Here is a 21,318-nt window from a genome sequence, read left to right on the forward strand (position 1 = left end):
GGTCAATCACGAGCACGAACAGCCTTACCTAACTTTCCAAAACCTGATGAGTTGCGGTAGCGCAACCGGGGTTGCTCGTGCGACCTGCCCGCTTAGATGAATGCCATATCACCGCTGGCTGTGGTTGTGATGCAAATAACAGTGAAACGGGTGTCTGTGCTGTCGGTGGCTGGGTCAGGTTGTGCTGCCTTCTCGTCGCTGAACTTCAGCGAAGGCGCGCCGGTTGCTGGCGCAGCATCGCCGTGCCCATTGGTGAGATTTGCGCGCATGATGCACGGACAGCAAGAAGGCAATACTGTGCCCGATTGCATGCTGGAACACTGCATGGTTCGGACATAGTCTCTGCCGGTTGGACGATTTCGGATGATGAGCAACAAACAGCCGCCCCGGCACAACCATGTGGATGAGCCGGGGCGGACAGTGACGATATACGGTGCAAGGCAAGGCGCTGGCGTTAGGGGAGCAGCGCTGCACACCTTCCGGTGGGTCTATGGAACGACCGGCACCATAAAGTCGAAGACGTTGGTTTGCAGGAAGATCAAGCAGCACACCACAAACAGCATGCCGATCGTCCACGGGAAGACAGCCTTGAAGATTTCGTTTTCTTTGCCTTCCATCTTCACTGCGGTGGCGGCAATAGCTAGCGACTGCGGGGAGATCATCTTGCCAACCACACCACCGGTGGTGTTACCAGCAAGCATGAGATCCGGATTGAGTCCAGCAGTCTGTGCGGCGGTGACTTGCAGCTTGCCGAACAGGGCGTTGGCGGAGGTGTCAGAACCAGTCACCGCTGTACCAATCCAGCCCAACGTCGGAGCAAGGAAGGCATACACAGGGCCTAGGGAGGCAATAAATTCACCCAAGGACACCGTCTGGCCGGAGTAGTTCATTACATAGGCCAATGCCAGCACCGCGGCGATGGTCAGCGCTGCCCACCGCATGCGGTACATGCATGCACCAATCTCTTTGACTGCTTGACCCATGGTGATCTTGTAGCGGCCAGCATCGTCGAACATTGAGTAGATAAACGCAACCACCAAACCAGAGATCAACAGCAGGGTGCCTGGGTTTGCCAGCCAGTCAAACTTGTAGGCCGAATTCACCGGGGTGCCGTCGGCGGTTAAGAGATGGTTTTTGAGAATAGGCCACGGAATCTTTACTGCCTGACCGGCGAGGAAGTTGTGGATTGGATCAACCAGGTTCGCTACCCCGAAGATGAAGGTCACCACGGCATAAGGCATCAGTGCCATCCAGATGCGACGGCCAGGAAGCTTATCAGCCTGCCGGTAGGCAGGAAGCTCGAGGCGGGCACGCATTGCATCGACGCCGCGCGGCTTCCACACCTGCAAGAAGGCGATTGCAACACCAAGGGAAACAATGCAGGCGACAATATCGGTGAGCTGGTAGACAAAGAAGTTTGAGGTCAACCACTGTGCCAAACCAAAGGCGAAACCGATGATGACTGCCGGAACCCACGCATCTTTCAAACCGCGGACACCGTCGATGATAAACAGCAAAATACAAGGAACGAAGAATGCGAGAATCGGCGCTTGGTGGCCAACAATTGCGGCAATATTTTCAGTCTGCTCGGTGGTACGACCGGCAACATCACCCGCGGTGGTAATTGGAATAGCCACGGCACCGAAGGCCACAGGCGCAGTATTGGCCAAAAGCACCACCACAGCGGCACGCAGTGGTTTGATACCCAGCGCCATAATCATTGTGGCAGTAATGGCTACCGGTGCACCGAACCCGGCAAGCGCTTCAAGCAGGCCACCGAAACAAAACGCGATCAAAATCGCCTGAATACGAACGTCGCCATTGCCGAGTCGGTCGAAGAAGCGGCGAAGATCCTCGAAGCGACCAGAAACTACGGTCACCTCGTAGAACCAGATCGCCATCACGATCACCCAGGCGATAGGGAATAGGCCGAATATGCCACCGCGGAACGCGGAAGATACAGCCAAGCCGACTGGCATGTGGAAACCGATCACCGCTACAAGCAATGATGCAAGCAGCGCGACCAGGGCCGACCAGTGGGCCCGCATTTTTAAGCCAATGAGGCAGGCGAAGAAGGTGAGCAACGGAATTGTTGCCACGAGTGCAGACAGCCCAAGGCTGCCGCCCACCGCATCGGTCTGTGCGATGAAATCTTGCATAGGAACTCCCAAATAGATGCTCATCCAAGCCATCTGCGACCTTGCTGTACACAACACACCAATGTTGGTAGCTGTCCAGTTTCTCGCCTCGGCAGAGGTGAGAACGCGACGGGTCAAGTGCTGAACCAAATCCGGTGGCGGTCTGCTCCGGTGGTGACCGCTGCACTCGGTGTTCTGCGGACTTTGGTGCTATCGCTGACTGGATGCAATGGACGGTTTGGGCTATCGCCACCCCAATTACCCAACAAACGTGGCGGGTAAGGCGGCTTGGCCACCGCTGTGTCGCATCAGCGCAGCATCGCTATGGCAAAAGATATGACCTGCCCTTGGAAGAAATGTGTTGTTTCCCGCCGGGAGGTCGTGGGAAAAATGAACCCCCTTACTGTAAATGATGGGTGTTTCCTTCCCCTCATTGACCGGTCAAGTGTGGTTGGTGTCACGTCTTGTCGATCGGTGCCGCTCAGGAAGTAAGGTGCCAGCTATCAGCATCTCAACATGGAAAACGCTGCCGTGTACCGGGCGCGAAGCCACCCGTAAGTAACCCCAGATAGGGGGTATGGGAACTTCAGGTACCGACACCGTTCATGTCTGCTCTGTGGCTACCGCGCTACCCCTGTCAAACGTCAGTGACTCACCCAGTCTTGCATCCTCACCTATTGCCGCAACGGGCTTGGTGTGTATCGGTGATGCCACATCGCATACTGTGCCCGAGGATGGTCCTCCGCGTTGATCATCCCCGTCGAAATTGCATGCCACAGTGCGGCGAGGCTCAACCGTGTTTCCGCGTGGTGTCGCAAACAACGATCCCTTACCAAACAGTGCCCAGGCTGCGTGGAACGCTACTGCGTTTACGGCGCACCCGCGCTGATGGTTGTACCTGCCGGATTTTGCAGAGCTAGTGCTAGCATTACTGGTCATGACTCCAAGCGATCTTGCAGAACTCATTGCCCAGACCGCCAAACAGGTGGCAGCAGACCATAATCTTGAAGCCGACCGGATCGGCGACAAGGTCACCGTGGAACGCCCCCGCAACCCTGAACATGGCGACTATGCAACAAACGTGGCGCTCGTTCATGCAAAACAGCTCGGAGTATCGCCTAGGGACTTTGCCACTTGGCTGGTCGTCGCACTGGAAAAAACCAGCGCAATTGACACCGCTGATGTGGCAGGACCTGGCTTTGTCAACATCACCCTCGCCGCCGATGCGCAAGGACAAATCGCAGCCAATGTGCTCGCCCAAGGGGAAAAATACGGTTCCAACAATCGCTACAGCGACCAGAAAGTCAATCTGGAATTCGTCTCTGCAAACCCAACCGGACCGATTCACCTCGGTGGCACCCGGTGGGCAGCAGTCGGGGACTCCCTGGGAAGAATTCTCAGCTTCAGCGGTGCGGCAGTCACCCGGGAATATTATTTCAACGATCACGGCAACCAGATCAACAACTTTGTTGACTCTCTGATCGCTGCCGCTCACGGCAAACCCACCCCAGAAAATGGCTATGGCGGTGCCTATATTCACGATATTGCTACCGCTATCGTCGCCGAGCAGCCGGAAATCACCAGCCTGCCGGACGAGCAACAGCGCGAAGCCTTCCGCGATCGTGGCACCACCATGATGTTTGACCACATCAAACGAACTCTGCACCAGTTTGGCACCGACTTTGACGTCTTCTTCCACGAAAATTCCCTGTTTGAATCCGGGGCGGTCGACGAAGTCATTGCAACGCTTAAAGCCAACGAAAAGCTGTACAACGCCGACGGCGCATGGTGGCTGCGGTCCACCGACTATGGCGATGACAAAGATCGCGTCGTGCTGAAATCTAATGGCGAAGCAGCCTATATCGCCGGTGATATCGCCTATGTTGTGAATAAATTTGAACGCGGCCACACCCTGTGCATCTACATGTTAGGTGCTGACCACCACGGCTATATTGCTCGTCTGCGCGCTGCCGCAGCCGCGCTCGGCTACGATCCGCAACAGGTTGAGGTGCTGATCGGCCAGATGGTGAACCTGGTCAAAGATGGCGAAATCAAAAAGATGTCGAAGCGGGCTGGCACCGTAATCACCCTCGATGATCTTGTTGAAGCAATCGGGGTGGATGCTGCCCGCTATGCGCTGATTCGCTCGAGTGTTGACCAGTCCCTCGACATTGATATGGATCTGTGGGCAAGCCAGTCAAACGATAACCCGGTTTACTATGTGCAGTATGCCCACGCCCGGCTGTGTTCGCTTGCCCGCCGCGCAGCTGAAGCCGGCGTCGATGTCACAGCCGCCGACTATGCCTTGGCCACCCACGAAAAAGAAGGCGACTTGATCCGCACCCTTGGGGAATTCCCACAGGTGGTGTTGGCGGCTGCGGAACTGCGTGAACCACATCGCATTGCCCGCTACGCCGAAATGTTGGCTGGCCGATTCCATCGCTTCTACGATTCCTGCCAGATCTTGCCGAAAGCAGGGGAGGAAGCGACACCATTGCATGCCACCCGGTTTGCTTTGGCGCTAGCCACCCGGCAGGTATTAGCCAATGCGCTACGGCTGGTAGGGGTCACTGCCCCTGAACGCATGTAGCGTGCCAGGTGGTTCCACCATCTTATTTCGGTGGCGCTGCCGCAGGCTGTGGCAGCGCCACCTCGCGTGCACTGTCCCCGATACAGCTGTGTGCAGCAACTTGTTTCCCTCCTCGTTGAGAAAGTTTGAGAATCTTCCACAATGACCCCTGCCCGATTTAATTCCCCCGAGCTTAGGGCCAACACTGGACTGACCAGCGGCACATTTGACAGTGTGGAAAAACGCGCATTTCAAGGTGCGCACCAATCCATCACCCCCGCAGTTGCTACCCAGTTCAACGAGTTGCCGGCACATGTGTGGCCGGCTACCGCCACCCGTGACGAAGACGGTGTAGTGGCAATCGGTGGGGTGAAGCTCACCGATCTGGTCGCCGAATACGCAACCCCGCTGTTCGTCGTCGACGAGGAAGACTTCCGCAGCCGATGCCAGGCCATGGCCGCCGCCTTCGGTGGCGCACACCATGTGCACTATGCCTCGAAAGCCATGCTTACTAAACGCATCGCCCGGTGGGTAAACGAAGAAGGACTCAGCCTCGATGTAGCATCACTGGGCGAACTCCAAATCGCGCTGGCCGCAAATTTTCCTGCTGAACGAATTACCGCGCATGGCAACAATAAGTCGGAGGCCTTTCTCACCCTGTGTGTTACCGCCGGGGTAGGGCACGTGGTGCTCGATGCTCCTCAAGAAATCGGTCAGCTCAACGCGATTGCCCGGGCACACAACAGCCAGCAGGAAGTGCTAGTGCGGGTAAAACCTGGTATTGAGGCGCACACTCATGAGTTCATCGCTACTTCTCACGAGGATCAAAAATTCGGGTTTTCCCTCGCCAGCGGTGCGGCGAAGGCTGCCTGTTTGGAAGCAGTTGCAGCGTCGAATCTGGAATTGGTGGGGTTGCACTGCCACGTCGGCTCGCAAGTATTTGATGCGCAAGGCTTCTCCCTTGCCGCGCAACGACTCCTGCACCTGATGCGGGATGTGCGTCAAGAAATCCGCCCTGCGGATGCTGACCGACTGACCCTGCTCGACTTGGGTGGCGGCTACGGTATTGCTTATGTTGCCGATCAGCAGCCGCTTGATGTGTCACAGGTTGCGCACACCTTGCTCAACGAAGTTGCCCGGCAAAGCGCTGAGCTGGAAATGGAACAACCAACCGTGTTGGTGGAACCTGGCCGTGCAATTGCCGGTCCTGCCGCGGTGACAGTCTATACCGTGGGGAATGTGAAAGATGTGCACACTGCTGCCGATCGAACTCGACGATATTTAGCCATCGACGGCGGGATGAGCGACAATATTCGCCCTGCGCTATATGCCGCGGACTATGAGGCGCGAGTCGCCAACCGCAACACATCTGGTTCCGCGGTTTCATCCCGGCTGGTTGGATCGCACTGTGAATCTGGGGATATTCTCATCAGCGAAGCGCTATGGCCGGACGACATTGCAACCGGTGATCTGCTCGCAGTCGCAGCAACCGGAGCCTACTGCTATGCGATGAGTTCGCGCTACAACATGATGCTGCGGCCGGCGATCGTCTCGGTGCGCGACGGTAAAGCGTCACTCATGATGCGCCGGGAAACCTTGGATGATGTCCTCGCCCTTGACTGTGACAAGTAAACTGTTGCCGATCCAAGCCTGCACAGCAAAGAATTGTCGCCCGCAATATAGTGCGGCCACACGCGGCAGACTTCAGCGGAATGTGGCTCCTTTGGCAGCCAGGAGCCTGCCGCAGATCCTCACTTCGGGATAGTCGGCACCACCACTGCCAACAACCAATGCCACAGCGAAGACGGAATTTGATGCCATCGAGCATCGTCTTCGCTGTGGCTTTCCCCTTTGTTGTCTACAAATAACCGCTGCTCACGCAATCTACACCATTGCCAGGCAATGGAAATACCAGTTGTTGCCTTCGCCGGATCGAAACCGCAGCATCAGGAGGGAAGAAAAAACTCCAGCGGCAGCAATCGAAGTGTGCATTGTGCACCATTGTCTACCACTGGAGTGTCGCTAGCGCTCCTGCTATCCCGCTTTTACCAGCGATGGTCAAACGATGACAGCAGGAACCGGCATCCTGTCCGAATTATCGGGGCAGCATGCCACCGACAACAGCATAGTTATAGCCGGCAACGAAAATAGCAGCGACCGCGAGTACGGTAACCAGCGTCTTGATCGTCGAATCGCTGGACAAGTCGTCATTCTTGCTCTGCTGCTGCTTCGCGGCTTGTTCACCAGTCGCATTGGACGAAGTGAAACCATCACGCGAAGAGTTCACCTGGTTGGCATGCTCCTCACCGCGAACATCCTTGCCGGAAGAGTTGAAGTTGAAACCACTCGAACCATCGCGGCTCACTTCCACCTTCGTGCCCTCCACAGCCTGAGCTGCGGGAACCCCGGCAATAGCGACAGTCAACGCTGTAGCAGCGGCAACAACCGACATTTGCATACGACGAATAGCCATAGAAAAAACCACCTTATATTGTCATCGTTGAACTCAGAGACCGTGCACCACAACCCACCCAGCTTTCGACGATGCGTTGCAACCAGCTGGGTGCAGTGTCGAAGGATCTACACGGTGCAGTCAAGGTGAGTATCGTACAGTTTTGTATCCGGCGTTACATTGACCACCTGAACTGCACAGAAGTTTGGTAGACGCGCCCCGCTAGGGGTGCGCACGCCTGAGCGTTCTCCAGCACCGCCCACCTCACCCAGTGTGCCTCCCAATTGGGTTAGCTACCTCGCAAAACAAGCGCGAATAGGGCAGGAAGCCGTCCCTTTTCCAGCTCATGGCCAAACCCGTCAATACCGGCCGGGTGCACCCACTGAGGACGTACCTCAACCGGGGACACAGCCAACCCCATGCACTCGGGGGCACACACACCGACAAGCCGACACTAGGGTGCGTGGACTCGACAGGTTAAGATGTTCAGGGAGTATTGCACAATTACTGCAACACCGAGGTGGTGCGACGAACTTGCCCACCACACCAGACATATACCCGTATTTTTATTGAATAGACGTCCTTGGGAGTCCAATGACTGCGACGAATACTGCTCACACTGCACCTGCGACACCGGTTGTCGGTGTCGCCCTGCTCGGGCACGGCACTGTCGGCCGTTCTGTCCTGCAGTTTATTGGTGAGTCTGCGAATGATCTGACACACCGCATCGGGGGACGAATTGAAGTCCGCGGCGTGGCAGTGTCCAATCCGGACAAACACCCCGATCTTGATCCGCAACTGGTGACTACCGATGCGAAAGCTCTCATCGAACGCGACGATGTTGACATTGTTGTGGAAGTTATTGGCGGCATCGAATATCCCAAGGAACTCGTCCTCGCCGCTCTCAACGCCGGCAAATCGGTAGTGACTGCCAATAAGGCGCTGGTCGCAGCGTGTTCTGCCGAACTTGGTGAGGCTGCTGATCGCGCCGGGGTTGATCTGTATTTTGAAGCTGCTGTTGCGGCGGCAATTCCTGTTGTAGGGCCGCTTCGTCGATCGCTTGCCGGCGACAAAGTCGATACCGTGATGGGGATTGTCAACGGCACCACAAACTTCATTTTGGATGCCATGGATAAAACTGGCGCATCCTATGATGTGATGCTGCAGGAGGCCATGGATCTGGGCTATGCCGAAGCGGATCCAACTGCCGATGTTGAGGGCCATGATGCGGCTTCGAAGGCTGCTATTTTAGCGTCGTTGGCTTTCCATACCCGGGTGAACTTCTCGGACGTGCACTGTGAAGGCATCTCGAATGTGAGCGCTGAGGATGTGGCTGCTGCGAAGGCTGCCGGCTACACCATCAAGCTGTTGGCGATTTGTGAACGCATCACCACTGATCAGGGGGAGGAGAAGGTCTCTGCCCGGGTGCATCCGACGTTGGTTCCTATCTCGCATCCGCTTGCTAGCGTGTCAAAGTCGTTTAATGCGGTGTTCGTCGAAGCGGAAGCTGCTGGCAAGTTGATGTTCTACGGTAATGGTGCCGGCGGCGCACCGACCGCTTCGGCTGTGTTGGGTGACTTGGTGGGTGCTGCCCGCAACAAGGTGCATGGGGGGCGTGCCCCAGGGGAGTCCACCTATGCGAATCTGCCAATCGCAGATTTCGGGGAAGTCACCACCCGCTACCACGTCGATATGAATGTTGCCGACCAGGTTGGTGTGCTCGCAGAGATTGCGAAAGTGTTTGCTGACCATGGGGTTTCGTTGCGGACAGTCCGGCAGGAGGAACACGACGGTGCTGCCCGGCTGATTGTGGTCACCCACGCAGCATTAGAGCGTGATCTGCAAGCAACTGTTGCAGCGTTGCAGGATCTGTCTGCGGTGCGCAGTGTCAATTCGGTATTGCGTTTGCACAACGACTAACACCCGGACTACTTCGGCTCCTCGCAGACGGTTCATACAGGCGGGGTGCGGGGTCGGTGTGTGTCGATGGTTTCTTGTGTGTAGATGACGAACAATTATGAGGTGGTGAATACTTGTGACTCTGCTTCCCGTGGGGCGAACAGCACAGGTGAAAGTTCCAGCATCGTCAGCAAATCTTGGACCGGGGTTTGACACCCTGGGTATTGCTGTCACCCTCTACGATGACGTGACTGTTGAGGTAACCGAGAGCGGTTTAGCTGTGGAGGTCACCGGTGAGGGTGCCGGTGAAGTGCCACTCGATGAACGGCATTTGGTGGTTCGTGCGATTCGTTCAGGGCTGGCAGCCGCAGGTGTGCAAGCACCAGGGCTGAAAGTGACGTGCCATAACCGTATTCCACAGTCGCGTGGACTGGGGTCTTCCGCGTCAGCTGCTGTAGCAGGTGTTGCAGCAGCCAATGGCTTGGCGGGATTTGTGCTTGACGATGCACAGATAGTGCAGTTGGCCAGCGAATTTGAAGGTCATCCAGATAATGCTGCGGCCAGTGTGCTCGGTGGGGCGGTCGTTGGGTGGACAGAGATCCCGGTCGATGGCGAAACCCAACCACAGTATCGTGCCTACCGGGTGCCGATCGATGAACGTATCCGCTCCACTGCCTTGGTGCCGAATTTTAAAGCGTCTACGCAAGCAGTGCGTCAAGTGTTGCCCGACACGGTCAAACATGTTGATGCCCGGTTTAACGTTTCTCGTTGTGCGGTGATGCTGGTTGCGTTGTCGCAGAACCCAGAGTTGTTGTGGGAAGGAACCCGGGATCGGTTGCATCAGCCGTATCGTGCCGATGTGCTGCCGGTGACTGCTGAGTGGGTCAACCGGTTGCGGAATTTGGGGTATCCGGCGTTTCTTTCCGGTGCAGGTCCGACCGCCATGGTGTTGTCGATCGAACCTGTTGCTCCCGAGCTGTTAGAGGAGGCTCGCAGTCGTGGTTTGACTGTGCATGAGCTCGACATTGCAGGACCTGTAGCGGTGACGGTGACCGGCTAATTCAAGGCGGTGGAATAGGTGCTCCTGCTGGCCGCAGGATCTCCTCCCTGCGCACCTGGTGCCCTTGAGTGGCCGCTGGGTTGGTTCACTGTGGCGTTTCGCCCAAGGAGAACACTGCGCACTATTGCAGCATATATTCAGACACCCCAGCACGGATTTCGCGTGTTGGGGTGTCTTTGTTTCAAGTTGCACACTACGAGGACTCAAGCACAGTGCTGTGCCCCAGGGAGACGGTGTCTTGGGTAGGACGGTGCAGAGTTGCTGACCAGTTGGGCACAGCTTAGCGGCTTATCGTCAACCACAGTTGGTTGGATGGTTTTCGCGCGTATGCCGCAAAGGTTACCGGGCAGCCGCTGGGGTGATCTGTGTGTCGTCGGTGTAGATCATGGTCGGCAGGAAGGTCTCTGGATCAAGGAGTAGCAAATCCCCTGGATAGCCGGGGCGAAGATAGCCGTATTGGTCGTCCATACCGATGGCCTGCGCCGGATGGCTGGTCGCGGCAGCGATAGCCACCGCAGGATCGACGTGAACTTTAGTGATTGCGTTAGCTACGGCACAGTCCATGGTCAAGGTTGATCCGGCGAGTGATCCACCCTCTTGGAGCCGGGCGACACCATCGGTGACGGTGACCGCAAGCTGCCCTAACATATAGTCGCCGTCCGGGTTGCAGGTGGCCGACATTGCATCAGTTACCAGGACGACTCGCTGTGGTGCTTCGGCAAACAGGGTAGCGACAACTTCTGGGTGGACATGAATGGTGTCGTTAATGACTTCGAGGAACACTCGCTGATCCCGCAGGGCGGCAATAACTGGACCTGGTGCGCGGTGATGGATACCATTCATGGCGTTAAACGCGTGGGTGAGTATTCGGGCGCCCCGCGCAAAGGCTTCATTGGCCTGTTCATATGAGCAGGTGGTGTGTCCGACTGCAGGGACAATTCCGTGGCTGCGCAAAGTGGTGACCGCCTCCATTCCGCCGGTTTTTTCTGGGGCGAGGGTGATTTGCACCATGGTGCCGGCGGCAGCGTCAATGAGCTGGTGCAGATATTCCGGGAGTGGATCTTTCAGCTCTTGGAGGGGATGGGCGCCTTTATGCCCAGGGTCAAGGAATGGTCCTTCCGGATGGATACCTAACAGATGTGGGTTGGTGCGCACTATTTGTGCGGCGGCCGCGATCCGTTTGGTCATGGTCGCAAAGTCGTCGGTGACAAAGGACATGACGCAACGAGTCGTACCGTGGGCAAGGTGGGCGGCCATAATGTGGTCGATCGCTGCAGGACCATCGTCGTAGGCCATTCCGCCGCCGCCGTGGTGGTGAATATCTATATAGCCGGGGCAAAGCGGTGCACCGTGGGCATCAATGGTGGTGGTGGATGCTGGCCAATGTGTGGCTTCACTCGTGGAACCTACATGGGTGATAACACCGTCGCTGACTCGTACAGCAGCATTGGACAGGGGGGTGTTGCCGCTGCCGTCATAGACGAGAGCGTTCAGACAAGTGAGGGAAGTCATCGTTGCGGACCGCTTACCTTTCTTTGGTGTGGGAAGTGTTGAGCTGATCAGATCGGCGGGATGCCGCGCCGGAGATTGCTGCCTCGGCGCCGAGGCTGCTAACTGGGTTTGCGCACCTTGTAGGCGAAATGGTGGCGTGTAGCGGCGCCGGTGAGCGGCTGGGGTTATCTCGTGCTTGCAACCGTGGCTAGTGTTATTCCCTGCTGCCACCAGCAGGCAAGGCGAGGCAACTGATCTGATCACTGACAACAGTGTTCCAGTCGATGCTTCTAATCTAGGCCCTGAGATGGGGTGGGCGGTGGCGAATGCTTGCAGTCTGGTCTTTGATGCTGCTCACAGTCGCCTACCTGCCCACCCTAGGTGTGGTGATGGTTGTGTTATTCCTGCGGTGAGCTGGCGAGGGTGGGATCGTGCAGTACACGTTGCAGGCGGGCAGCTTCGGCTTGGAGGGCGGCGCGGCCGGCGGCGAGATATTTGCGGGAGTCAACTACCTGCGGATGATTGGTAAGATAGTCACGGATGCCGCGGGTGAAATGGCTGTTGAGATGGGTGGAAACATTGATTTTGGTCATGCCGGCGGTGATTGCCCGTTGGATCTCATCATCGGGTACACCGGATGATCCGTGCAGTACTAGAGGGACTCCTGCGGCGTGGTGAAGTTCGCTGATGAGCGCCATGTCGAGGCGGGCAGTTCGCTGCACCATGGCATGTTCGGAGCCGACCGCAACAGCGAGCAGATCGACACCGGTGTCGGCGACGAATTGTTTCGCCTCGGCGGGATTGGTGCGCACCCCTGGGGTGTGGGCACCTTTGCCCCCGATTTCACCGAGTTCAGCTTCCACGCTCACACCGGCGGCGTGGGCATATTCGACGACCTGGATGGTGTTGGCAATATTGTCAGCTACGGGAAGTACTGATCCGTCGTACATCACCGAATCGAATCCGAGGTCGATGGCAGCTTTGGCGAGTTCGACTGATTCGCAGTGGTCAAGGTGAACAGCAATCGGGGCTGTGGCGGCGGCAGCAATATCGATCATTGCTTGCCCGATGGGGGCGAGTTGATCGTTGTGGAAGCGGACACAGTTGTGGCTTAGCTGCATGATCAGCGGTAGCCCGGTTTCGTCGGCGGCTGCCGCGAGTGCTTCGGCTGTTTCCAAATGGATGACGTTGAACGCGGCGACACCGTGGCCGCCTTGGACAGCGTCGTCGACGATGCGGGCGGATCGAATGCGGGTCATGGCAGGCTCCTGGGTTGAAAAAAGGATTGTGGCATCGGTGGGATGTGCAGAAGGAAGACGCGTTATCTGCTAGGTAGGGCAAGCCCTGGTGTGGGGCGGCGGGCTGGCAGGTGGTGGCGTGTGGGGCACTGCGGTGAGTTGCACTTGGTGAAGCAGTGCTTCCCACTGTGGATCAATTGCCCCGGCATAGGCAACGAGTACTGCGCTTGCTGACCAGGCGACCGCAGTGCGGATTATTGTCTGAAGTGGTGCTTTGTCGGCGTGTCCGGTAGCTAGTGCAGCAACGAGTGCATCCCCGCAGCCGGTGGGATTGCCATCGAGGGGATAGGGGAGTTTCGCAGTGATGGTGTGGCTGGGGTAGGCAGCGATGAGTCCGTCTTCACCACAGGAGACAATTACTGCGGCGGCCCCGCGGCCGAGGAGGGCGTGGGCGCCGTCGATGGGATTGGTGTGGCCGGTGGTTTCGGTGAGTTCCGCGAGGTTTGGTTTGACAATGGCACCGTGTTCACAAGCAGCGGTTAATGGTTCCCCAGCACAGTCGACGATGAGTGCGGCACAGCCCGGATGGGTGCTGACTGCTTGGTAGAGGTCGGTGATGGTTGCAAGCGGGGTGGCTGGTGGCCATGATCCAGAGATCACCACCACAATCGGATGATCGGTGGCGGCTGCCTGGTCAAGGCAATCGGTGGTGGCCTCCGAGAGTTGTGTCCACACTTCCGACGGCTGGGCAGATCCAGTTTCGGTGACCATGGTGGTGGTGTTGGCCACGCTTTGGTGGAGGGCATAGGTGTGCCGCAGCTGGCAGGGGGTGGTGATCCAATGTGCTGCAGGTTGGGTTGGGATACTGTCGGGATAGTGTCGTAGGAAGTCAAGGGCGGAAGCCGAGACAGGTGCCATCATGGTGGTGGCATAGCCGGCTGATGCGGCAACAGCTGCGACATTGATACCTTTGCCGCCGAGCCGATAACTACCGGTGGGGATCCGTACCGTCGCCCCGGGCGGCAGTGTGTCGGTGGTGAGGGTGACATCGAGGGCCGGGTTGGGGGTGATGGTGAGGATCTGCGGGGGATGTGAGCAGACCATGGGGCACCTTTTTCAAATCTGTACCAGCTGTGCGGTTGCGTGTGCTTCGTCCCACCACCAGCTGCGGTGCGCCTGTGGTTGCGGGGGTGACCGCATCGTGAACGTCCACCTGCGAAAGCCAACCGGTGCGCTTATCCATGTTCCACGATCTGTCGGAACACTCTTTGGACCAGTGATCCATGAGACAGCACGCATTGGTCACTGTGCGCAATTGCAGGTAAGGCGAAGTACGCCGCGTTGCCGCCTGGTGGTTATAGGTATGAGGATCAATACCGTGTGGTGAGGCGGGAGTGCCGGTGGGGCGGTTATTGCAAAATCACCGATCGGGTAAGGTTGCGCGGATGATCTGGGTCAAGGTTGCGTGCCCGGGCAGTGGCCAGTGCAATGCGGTGAATTGCCACCAGATCCGCAAGCGGATCATGGTCGGTGTGGATAAATGTTGCACCGGTTTGGGCAACCTGGTCGGCCAATCCTGTAGGTACTGGACCTAATGCCCACGTCACCCGTCCCGGTGCGGCGATTGCAATTGGCCCATGCCGGTATTCCATCGACGAGTAGGATTCCGTCCACGCTTGGCAGGCTTCCCGCATTTTCAATGCTGCTTCGGTGGCCAGCCCGAGCCGCCAGTCGGTGCCGAGGAACGTATATTGTTCCTGGTTGACTAGGGTGTCATCGAGTGGAGTGGACAGTACTGTTTCAGCATCACTGATTGCCTTGTGCAGGGTTTCCGTCTCGTGTAGGGAGGCACGCAGGAACATCAGAGCGGTGGTTGCAAAGCGGGTTTGCACTACTGACTGTTCATCGGCAAACGATAAATCGACCACCGTGTCGGCAAGCTCAGCGACCGGGGAATCGGTATCGCCGAGCAGGGCAATGGTGCGCAACTGTCCACGGTGCTGCTGCAGTAGGTCAATGATTTCACTGGTGGTGCCTGAGCGGGTGATTACGAGCAGGACGTCATAGTCCCGTTCGGTGGTGATGCGCGCCTCTGTGGCGGTGTAGGCGTCGGTGACACCTGCCCCGGCAGTTTCGCGCATCGCCGCATAGGCTTGCGACATAAACCAGGATGTGCCACAGCCGACTACGGCGACTCGCTCACCCGGCTTGGGCAGCACCGCCTGGGCGTCAGTCAACGCGATTGCCTTGCGCCAACACGCTGGCTGACTGGAAAGTTCATGCTCCATATGTGTACCTACGGTGTGCGCCATTTCGGTTCCCTGGTTCCTTTCATCGGCGGTGCGGGGTGTCGTTGCCAGCAATGTCGATCCAAATAGTGTGTCTGTTGGCGACCGCTGTGCCACCTCGGGGTGCCGCAGCGGGCCGAAATGGTGCTGCGGCAACCTACCGTCGATGATTACATATGATTGAAAGAAGCTCAAGCAATCACTTCCGATCTGTGAGGTGGATCATAAAATCCTCAGCTCCGGGGCAAAAATGCTGGTCGTGGCCACAACGTCGAATCTAGAGCGGTCGGTCTGCGGCGCAGGGGTGGTGAGTCTGCACGACCTGCTTTATGGCGGTCTAATCCAAGGTGTGCTCGGCGTTGCAACTGCTGGTGTACACAACGTGCATTCTTTTTTCTGCACGGGCACTTTTTTTCTGCACTGGCATAACCTGCAGGCTGGCTTCCGGTCCATGATTGTCTGCCCAGCTATGGTGCGGCAGCTTTCCTTAAGGTGCTGGGAATTAGCACCAGCAAAGGGTGAGGCGGCGTGACACAATATCGTGCCGCAATCAGCGCTGGGCTCGAAGGGCAATGGGGATATGTGCGGCATCATGGTCGAACTATGGAGTAGATCCGCTGTGGGGAGGGTGCCAGAAAGCAAAGATTTTTTTAGAAAATCCCCCGTACGTTACGCCTTGTCCTGCTAAGGTAATACCAGCTTGCGATAGTAGTTTGCGAACGGCATTGACCTGCGAATACATCGGCTTCCCCCAGGGTGGGTGACCGCCCCTTGGGCATGCAGTGAACTGCGTTTACTGCAAGTGACGAACCCGTGCCGGTGACAGTCGAGGTTGGTCGCGCATGAACAACACAGTAACGGGGATCCAACCATGAAACGAGCAACTCGAGCAGATGTGGCACGCCTTGCAGGAGTTTCCCCAGCCACCGTATCGCATGTGTTAAATGGCCGCGCCGAAGAGCTCAAGTTTTCCGCGGCAACCGCGCAACGGGTTCGCGATGCGGCGCTCGAATTAGGCTATATTCCCCGGGCGGCGGCGCGAGCATTTCGCTACCAGACGTCACAAATTATTGCGCTGATCACCGGCCGTGATCCTGCCACCTTAAAACTTCCAGTGTTCTCCGAGGTGTTGGTTGCAGCGATTGCCACCGCCCGTGATGCAGACTATTTTGTGCTGCCAATCGTGGTGCCGCCAACGATTGACGATCCGGTGACCATGGTTCGCGAAGCGATTGCCAACGTAGAGATCGCCGGGGTGTTGTGTGACGGCGAACCTCATCTGCATGTGCTTGGGGAATTGTTTGCCGCCGCCGATATTCCTGTCGCCTGGATCGCTCCGGAAACCCCTGCTGAGCAGGTGCTTGGCACAATTTCGTTGGGAGTGGATACGGCGGCAGGTATTCATACCCTGCTTGACCGGATCGTCATCGATCAGGTGAATAATCCACTGTTTATCGCAGGTCCTGATAATTTCAACGACTTCACCGACCTACTAGAGCAACGCTTCGGTCGGTGCACCAGACAGCGCTCCGCGTCGTGGCTATCGCATGCCGGCTATGAGATCGCCCGGGAGCATTTGCAGCGCTATGCACAAGGCGTGGGGGTGCTCTACGACTTTGTGCTGTGCGGCAATGATCTGTTAGCCAGTGGCTATCTCACCGCGTTGGAACAAGCAGACATCGCAGTCCCCGAAACGGTGCAAGTAATTGGCTTTGGGGGGCATGATCGGGATATGCAAGGCGGCCGGCTGACCACTGTGCACTGGCCACTAGCTACCGTGGCACGAATGGCAACCACCACCGTTATCGATGCCATCGCTTCCCGCCGTCAGGCGGATGCTGACAGCCAATCGCAGCAACCCGGGCGACAGTTCCCATCCCCGTTGGCGAAAGTCAGCTTGGTGCCGGCGCAACCAGTGCTTGCCCGCACTACCATGCCGCGCAACTATCAATATCTCACCACGAAACAGCCAACCACCAGCTAGCACTCACCGGTAATTTCGTCGCCGATCCAACACTTGGGCTGGCTGACAGATGGTGACACCTCACATACACCGCCCGGTAGTGTACGGTGGTGCAACCTTTTAGTGCCGGGGGGAACATCGTTGCTACCGATCATCAGACAACACTTGCGGAGCTGCCCACTGTTGATGCACCCCAAGACGGTGCCGGTGACGAAGTTTTTCCATCACCAACGAAATCCACGAACACATGAGCAGCGGTTGTACCGTGAGATTCATATTATTTGGGTTCAACACAGCAGCGAGCACCTGTTGGGAAGATTCAACATGCAGCAATTCGCTGGCAGCCTCAGAAAGCCCTTGAAACACCACCTGATACACGGCCAAGAAAATCGTCGACCATTGGATTAAATATTCGCTCAAGGCATAGTCGTCGTCAGAGAATCGAAACAGCATATGCCAGCGGTGCAACTGTTCCCGCAGTAAAAACTGCAGTATCGCAGCGGACGTGATTAGGAGGAAAATCACCAGCAGCACCACAGGTCCAGTGATTACTGCATAAATTGTTTCCTCGTCAAGCTTTGGCACGACAGCAGCAGTGCCGGCAATCAGTGCCACGATCACCAAACCTGTGGCACCTACGGTGAGTGCAGAACCGCACAACATCACCACAAAATTCACTGTCACCTTCAGAAAAATCAGGGGACTGACATCGGTGTCGCCGCGATGCACCAGCATGCCGATGAGGAAAAACATGCCGGCCACGACGCCGATACCAGTTACAGCGATAGCCACGGTGATTTTGAAGTCCTCTCTCATTGGTCGCCCAGCTCACCAGCATGTTTGCTGCAGCATGGTGCTGTGCCTGCGGCTGCCGGGCACGGCAGCCGGACAGACAAAAAGCACAACGGTACGACACGGTGAAGCAGTGGGGCAGTGGGGTACAGTCCGGCCGGTTTAGCGTTGGCCAGGACCTTTTAACTTCACAATGGAAAACTCGCCTTCGGCAAGATGCTGGCGCAGATCCTTTTTGTCGAATTTATCCACCGACGTTTTATCAATCATCGGCACAAACGTCCAATATTCTGGCAGCATCCAGCCTGGCAGATGCTCTTGCAAATGTTGCCGCAATAATGCAGCGGTTTCCTTACTTGCCTGGTTTGGATCCGCTAACACAGTCACTGCCAGGGGGCGCTCACCCCACTTTGCATCCGGATAGCCAATCACGGCGGCTTCCACCACTAGCGGATGCGCCATAATCAGGTTTTCCAACTGCACAGAATAAATCCACTCCCCACCGGAGCGGATCACATCTCGTTTCCGATCCTCAATGGTTAAAAACCCATCGCGGGTAATCGAACCCACATCGCCAGTTTTCAGCCACCCATCCTCGGTGAATTTATCCTGCGCATCATCGACCGGTTGACCCCGGAACAACTCCGCTGTTCCACCAGCATCTTGCGCTGGAGGATGATAGTAGGAGGCAGTGACCCAATTGCCACGCACCTGAATCTCCCCCTGGTTGCGATCGGTACCGGTGACTTCTTCCCCGTCAGAGACCACCCGATATTCCATCGAGGCGGGAAAACGCCCCTGGGAGATACGATATGCCCAGCGGGCAGGGCCTGACACCCCTGATGGTGGACGAGCAACCGTACCAATCGGGGAGGTTTCCGTCATTCCCCAAATATGGATGACATCAACACCATAGCGTGCCTCCCATTCTTTAATGAGCACCGGCGGGGCAGGGGAGCCGCCAACGAAAATCTCCTGCAAACTCATCCGCCGCGGCGGATGCTCCTGATAGTGATGCATCAACGAAATCCACAACGTTGGCACCCCGTTCGCAACCCGCGGATGGGTTTGCTCAATAATCCACGCTAACCGTGCCGGGCTCACATCTTCCCCCGGCAACACCAGTGGTGCCCCACACATCAGCGCAGCCAGTGGTACGCCCCAGCTAAGGACATGATAGATCGGCACACAACACAAAAACGGTTCACCGTGGGACACCGCAAACGAATCCGATGACCGCAACCCCATCGCATGGAGATACAGCGAACGATGGGAATAAGCCACCCCTTTCGGGGCGCCGGTCGTCCCCGTGGAATAGCACAGACAACATGCCAAGGTTTCATCAAGTTCTGGCCAGTCATAACGAATCGGTCGTTCGTTGAGCAGCGCCTCATAGGAATAGATCGGCACCGGCAACGCAATATAGGGCTGGCGGGTACCTTCCGGCAGTTGATCGATCACCACCAGTGCCGTGATCGTTGGGCATTGCGGCACCACCTGCTCCACGAGATCGCACAGGCGCGGATCGACAATAAGCACCTTAGATTCCGAATGGTTGAGAATATGCACAATCTGATCGATCATCAGCTGCTTATTCACCGGCACAAACACCAGCCCCGAGCAGGCCGCAGCAAACAACACCTCCAACTGTTCGGTGCAGTTCCACAACAATGTCGCCACCCGATCATCGCCGGACAGACCCAGCTCATCATGTAATGCGTGGGCGAACGCGGCGGCACGAGCCCCCATTTCACCAAATGAGGTCACCGCCAACTCGCCGTTACTCACCGAAGTGATCTGGGTATCCCGGTGAACACGAGTCCCATAGCGCAAAATCTGGGACACGTTGAGCGGTATATGAGGCATCGTGGCACGCATACCCATAGATAGTAGCCAGCAAAAGACCACCATGAGAGCGACACTGCCCAATCATCACCGGCACCGCAGGTGGTCTACCGGCACCGCAGGAGGTGTACCCACCTCCCACATCCCCACGTGCAGCCGTTGCCGCACACCCCGCTAGCGCTACACCAGTATCACCCACCGCAGAATGCGTGACCTTTTCTATGCAGCGATATGCAGCGAAAGGAACACCACCACCGCGGCAGCACCCGTGAACACCCAACAAGGCCAAAGATAATAATCAGCCAATAGGCCGTACTCGCGCCTGCCTGGGGTCTACAGTGCCAAGTATGAGCAACCACAGCGACACAACACCCACCACCGCCTCATCCCCGCACCACACAACAGGACAACCACCAACCCGTCACCAGCCCACACAGTCGCTGATCCTCGGGATTGATGTCGGCGGCACCAACATCAAACGGGTCATTGCCACCGCTGTCGGCGAAATACTCCACGAATCAAGCACACCCACTCCGCAGGGCGGCCCAAACACCATTGAAACCGCCATTGTGGCCGCTGTTGGCGACCTAGAAACCATCGCCCACCGGGACGGCCTCCTCACCGGTGAGGCAACCATCCATCCCACCATCGGCGTCTGTGTCCCAGGAATCGTCGACGAATCCACCGGGGTCGCAATCCACAGCGCAAACCTCCACTGGGACAACCTTCCCCTGCAGGCACGGCTCACCGACACGCTTGCCCGACCCGTTCGACTAGGCCACGATGTTCGCACCGGAGCCCGTGGCGAATTCCGCTTCGGCGCTGGCAAACACCGAGAACACGGCTGCTACATTGCCATCGGTACCGGAATATACCTCGTCACTGTGATCGCCGGCACCCCGCTGGCTTTCCATCCATGGACAGGAGAGATCGGACAACTCCCAGTTCCCGACCCCGACGCACCAACCCACACCCGGACTGTGGAAACCCTCTGCTCGGCAGCCGGCATGGCGCGCCGGGTACGAGCCTTGGATCCCCAGCTGCTCCCACCACAGGCAGGTGCTAAGGAAGTATTTGCGTTAGCTGCGGCCGGCAACCCGGTCGCACAGCACTGTGTCGACGATGCAATCGACTATTTAGCCACCATCATCGCCCACGCGGCCGCAATTTTAGGGCCGGTGCCGATGGTTATCGGCGGTGGATTACGGCTTGCCGGCAGTCAACTGTTTTCCCCACTGCAAGCAGCACTAGCGGCGCGGTGTACCGCCGGTGGAGTGCCGGAACTTATTCCCGCTGAACTGGGCAATCTTTCCCAGGCGCTCGGATGCGTGGCGTTAGCCACCACCGCATAAGCTGCCAAACACTTGCGGCGATCTTGACAGGGCAGTGGCTGGCAGACACCGAACCAGCCACTGCAGCGCCAAGGGGGTAAGCAAACCATGTCGGACAGCTATTGCTGCAGTAAGGACGGGTGATATGCCACGGCTTGCCGCCGGGCGTTGGCAGACAACAATTGGGGTAGTGGAGCCAACAATTCAGGCAAGCATTTGGTTTTCGTAACCTAGTGTGCGATAGACTGGTTC

The 21,318-nt window shown here is 57.3% G+C and carries 15 protein-coding genes; 6 read left to right on the plus strand and 9 right to left on the minus strand.

Annotated elements, in window-relative coordinates; all coding sequences use genetic code 11:
* Window positions 1–92: 92 nt before the first annotated feature.
* Entirely contained in the window at window positions 93–269 is a 177-nt protein-coding gene (locus CCHOA_RS10790) for a hypothetical protein (RefSeq protein WP_206425825.1), read from the minus strand.
* 219 nt (window positions 270–488) lie between these two features.
* Complete coding sequence (locus CCHOA_RS04090) at window positions 489–2,159, minus strand: L-lactate permease (protein ID WP_123927218.1); 1,671 nt, start codon at window positions 2,157–2,159, stop codon at window positions 489–491.
* Between the two features lie 916 nt (window positions 2,160–3,075).
* On the opposite strand from CCHOA_RS04090, the gene argS reads away from it, so the two are divergent.
* Window positions 3,076–4,728 carry an arginine--tRNA ligase gene (gene argS, locus CCHOA_RS04095; RefSeq protein WP_123927221.1) on the plus strand — a complete coding sequence of 551 codons (1,653 nt, stop codon included), beginning with the start codon at window positions 3,076–3,078 and terminating at the stop codon, window positions 4,726–4,728.
* Window positions 4,729–4,869: 141 nt separating this feature from the next.
* Entirely contained in the window at window positions 4,870–6,339 is a 1,470-nt protein-coding gene (lysA, locus tag CCHOA_RS04100; protein WP_123927224.1) for a diaminopimelate decarboxylase, read from the plus strand.
* Between the two features lie 463 nt (window positions 6,340–6,802).
* Here the strand turns inward: lysA and CCHOA_RS04105 are convergent, their stop codons facing one another.
* Entirely contained in the window at window positions 6,803–7,180 is a 378-nt protein-coding gene (locus CCHOA_RS04105; protein WP_123927227.1) for a hypothetical protein, read from the minus strand.
* Between the two features lie 573 nt (window positions 7,181–7,753).
* Here CCHOA_RS04105 and CCHOA_RS04110 point away from each other — a divergent pair.
* Entirely contained in the window at window positions 7,754–9,079 is a 1,326-nt protein-coding gene (locus CCHOA_RS04110; RefSeq protein ID WP_123927230.1) for a homoserine dehydrogenase, read from the plus strand.
* A gap of 115 nt (window positions 9,080–9,194) precedes the next feature.
* On the plus strand, window positions 9,195–10,118 hold the full coding sequence (gene thrB, locus CCHOA_RS04115; protein WP_377740028.1) for a homoserine kinase: 924 nt from the start codon (window positions 9,195–9,197) through the stop codon (window positions 10,116–10,118).
* 339 nt (window positions 10,119–10,457) lie between these two features.
* On the opposite strand, the gene nagA is transcribed toward thrB, so the two are convergent.
* The 4 genes from nagA to CCHOA_RS04135 all read right to left on the minus strand — a co-directional run bounded on the left by nagA (window position 10,458) and on the right by CCHOA_RS04135 (window position 15,159).
* Entirely contained in the window at window positions 10,458–11,630 is a 1,173-nt protein-coding gene (nagA, locus tag CCHOA_RS04120) for an N-acetylglucosamine-6-phosphate deacetylase (RefSeq protein ID WP_123927236.1), read from the minus strand.
* A 377-nt stretch (window positions 11,631–12,007) separates the two neighbouring features.
* Complete coding sequence (locus CCHOA_RS04125) at window positions 12,008–12,868, minus strand: class II fructose-bisphosphate aldolase (protein ID WP_123927239.1); 861 nt, start codon at window positions 12,866–12,868, stop codon at window positions 12,008–12,010.
* Between the two features lie 69 nt (window positions 12,869–12,937).
* Window positions 12,938–13,951 (minus strand): 1-phosphofructokinase family hexose kinase, encoded by a 1,014-nt coding sequence (locus tag CCHOA_RS04130; protein ID WP_123927242.1) that lies wholly within the window; start codon window positions 13,949–13,951, stop codon window positions 12,938–12,940.
* Window positions 13,952–14,256: 305 nt separating this feature from the next.
* On the minus strand, window positions 14,257–15,159 hold the full coding sequence (locus CCHOA_RS04135) for an SIS domain-containing protein (RefSeq protein WP_123927245.1): 903 nt from the start codon (window positions 15,157–15,159) through the stop codon (window positions 14,257–14,259).
* Between the two features lie 847 nt (window positions 15,160–16,006).
* On the opposite strand from CCHOA_RS04135, the gene CCHOA_RS04140 reads away from it, so the two are divergent.
* On the plus strand, window positions 16,007–17,119 hold the full coding sequence (locus CCHOA_RS04140) for a LacI family DNA-binding transcriptional regulator (protein ID WP_123927248.1): 1,113 nt from the start codon (window positions 16,007–16,009) through the stop codon (window positions 17,117–17,119).
* 123 nt (window positions 17,120–17,242) lie between these two features.
* On the opposite strand, the gene CCHOA_RS04145 is transcribed toward CCHOA_RS04140, so the two are convergent.
* Together CCHOA_RS04145 and CCHOA_RS04150 are read right to left on the minus strand one after the other, a co-directional pair.
* Complete coding sequence (locus CCHOA_RS04145) at window positions 17,243–17,914, minus strand: SA1002 family membrane protein (RefSeq protein WP_123927251.1); 672 nt, start codon at window positions 17,912–17,914, stop codon at window positions 17,243–17,245.
* A gap of 138 nt (window positions 17,915–18,052) precedes the next feature.
* Window positions 18,053–19,768, minus strand: coding sequence for a long-chain fatty-acid--CoA ligase (locus tag CCHOA_RS04150; protein ID WP_123927254.1), 1,716 nt, complete (start codon window positions 19,766–19,768; stop codon window positions 18,053–18,055).
* 314 nt (window positions 19,769–20,082) lie between these two features.
* Here CCHOA_RS04150 and CCHOA_RS04155 point away from each other — a divergent pair, with 314 nt between their 5' ends.
* Entirely contained in the window at window positions 20,083–21,087 is a 1,005-nt protein-coding gene (locus tag CCHOA_RS04155; protein ID WP_123927257.1) for an ROK family protein, read from the plus strand.
* The last annotated feature ends 231 nt before the right edge of the window (window positions 21,088–21,318 follow it).

Origin of the sequence: Corynebacterium choanae (assembly GCF_003813965.1) — a bacterium.
Taxonomy (GTDB): domain Bacteria; phylum Actinomycetota; class Actinomycetes; order Mycobacteriales; family Mycobacteriaceae; genus Corynebacterium; species Corynebacterium choanae.

What these genes read in the sequence shown, in the direction of transcription:
- CCHOA_RS10790 (WP_206425825.1), bottom strand. Translation starts at nt 269, where the DNA reads ATGCGCGCAAATCTCACCAATGGGCACGGCGATGCTGCGCCAGCAACC.
- CCHOA_RS04090 (WP_123927218.1), bottom strand. Translation starts at nt 2,159, where the DNA reads ATGCAAGATTTCATCGCACAGACCGATGCGGTGGGCGGCAGCCTTGGG.
- argS (WP_123927221.1), top strand. Translation starts at nt 3,076, where the DNA reads ATGACTCCAAGCGATCTTGCAGAACTCATTGCCCAGACCGCCAAACAG.
- lysA (WP_123927224.1), top strand. Translation starts at nt 4,870, where the DNA reads ATGACCCCTGCCCGATTTAATTCCCCCGAGCTTAGGGCCAACACTGGA.
- CCHOA_RS04105 (WP_123927227.1), bottom strand. Translation starts at nt 7,180, where the DNA reads ATGGCTATTCGTCGTATGCAAATGTCGGTTGTTGCCGCTGCTACAGCG.
- CCHOA_RS04110 (WP_123927230.1), top strand. Translation starts at nt 7,754, where the DNA reads ATGACTGCGACGAATACTGCTCACACTGCACCTGCGACACCGGTTGTC.
- nagA (WP_123927236.1), bottom strand. Translation starts at nt 11,630, where the DNA reads ATGACTTCCCTCACTTGTCTGAACGCTCTCGTCTATGACGGCAGCGGC.
- CCHOA_RS04125 (WP_123927239.1), bottom strand. Translation starts at nt 12,868, where the DNA reads ATGACCCGCATTCGATCCGCCCGCATCGTCGACGACGCTGTCCAAGGC.
- CCHOA_RS04130 (WP_123927242.1), bottom strand. Translation starts at nt 13,951, where the DNA reads ATGGTCTGCTCACATCCCCCGCAGATCCTCACCATCACCCCCAACCCG.
- CCHOA_RS04135 (WP_123927245.1), bottom strand. Translation starts at nt 15,159, where the DNA reads ATGGCGCACACCGTAGGTACACATATGGAGCATGAACTTTCCAGTCAG.
- CCHOA_RS04140 (WP_123927248.1), top strand. Translation starts at nt 16,007, where the DNA reads ATGAAACGAGCAACTCGAGCAGATGTGGCACGCCTTGCAGGAGTTTCC.
- CCHOA_RS04145 (WP_123927251.1), bottom strand. Translation starts at nt 17,914, where the DNA reads ATGAGAGAGGACTTCAAAATCACCGTGGCTATCGCTGTAACTGGTATC.
- CCHOA_RS04150 (WP_123927254.1), bottom strand. Translation starts at nt 19,768, where the DNA reads ATGCGTGCCACGATGCCTCATATACCGCTCAACGTGTCCCAGATTTTG.
- CCHOA_RS04155 (WP_123927257.1), top strand. Translation starts at nt 20,083, where the DNA reads ATGAGCAACCACAGCGACACAACACCCACCACCGCCTCATCCCCGCAC.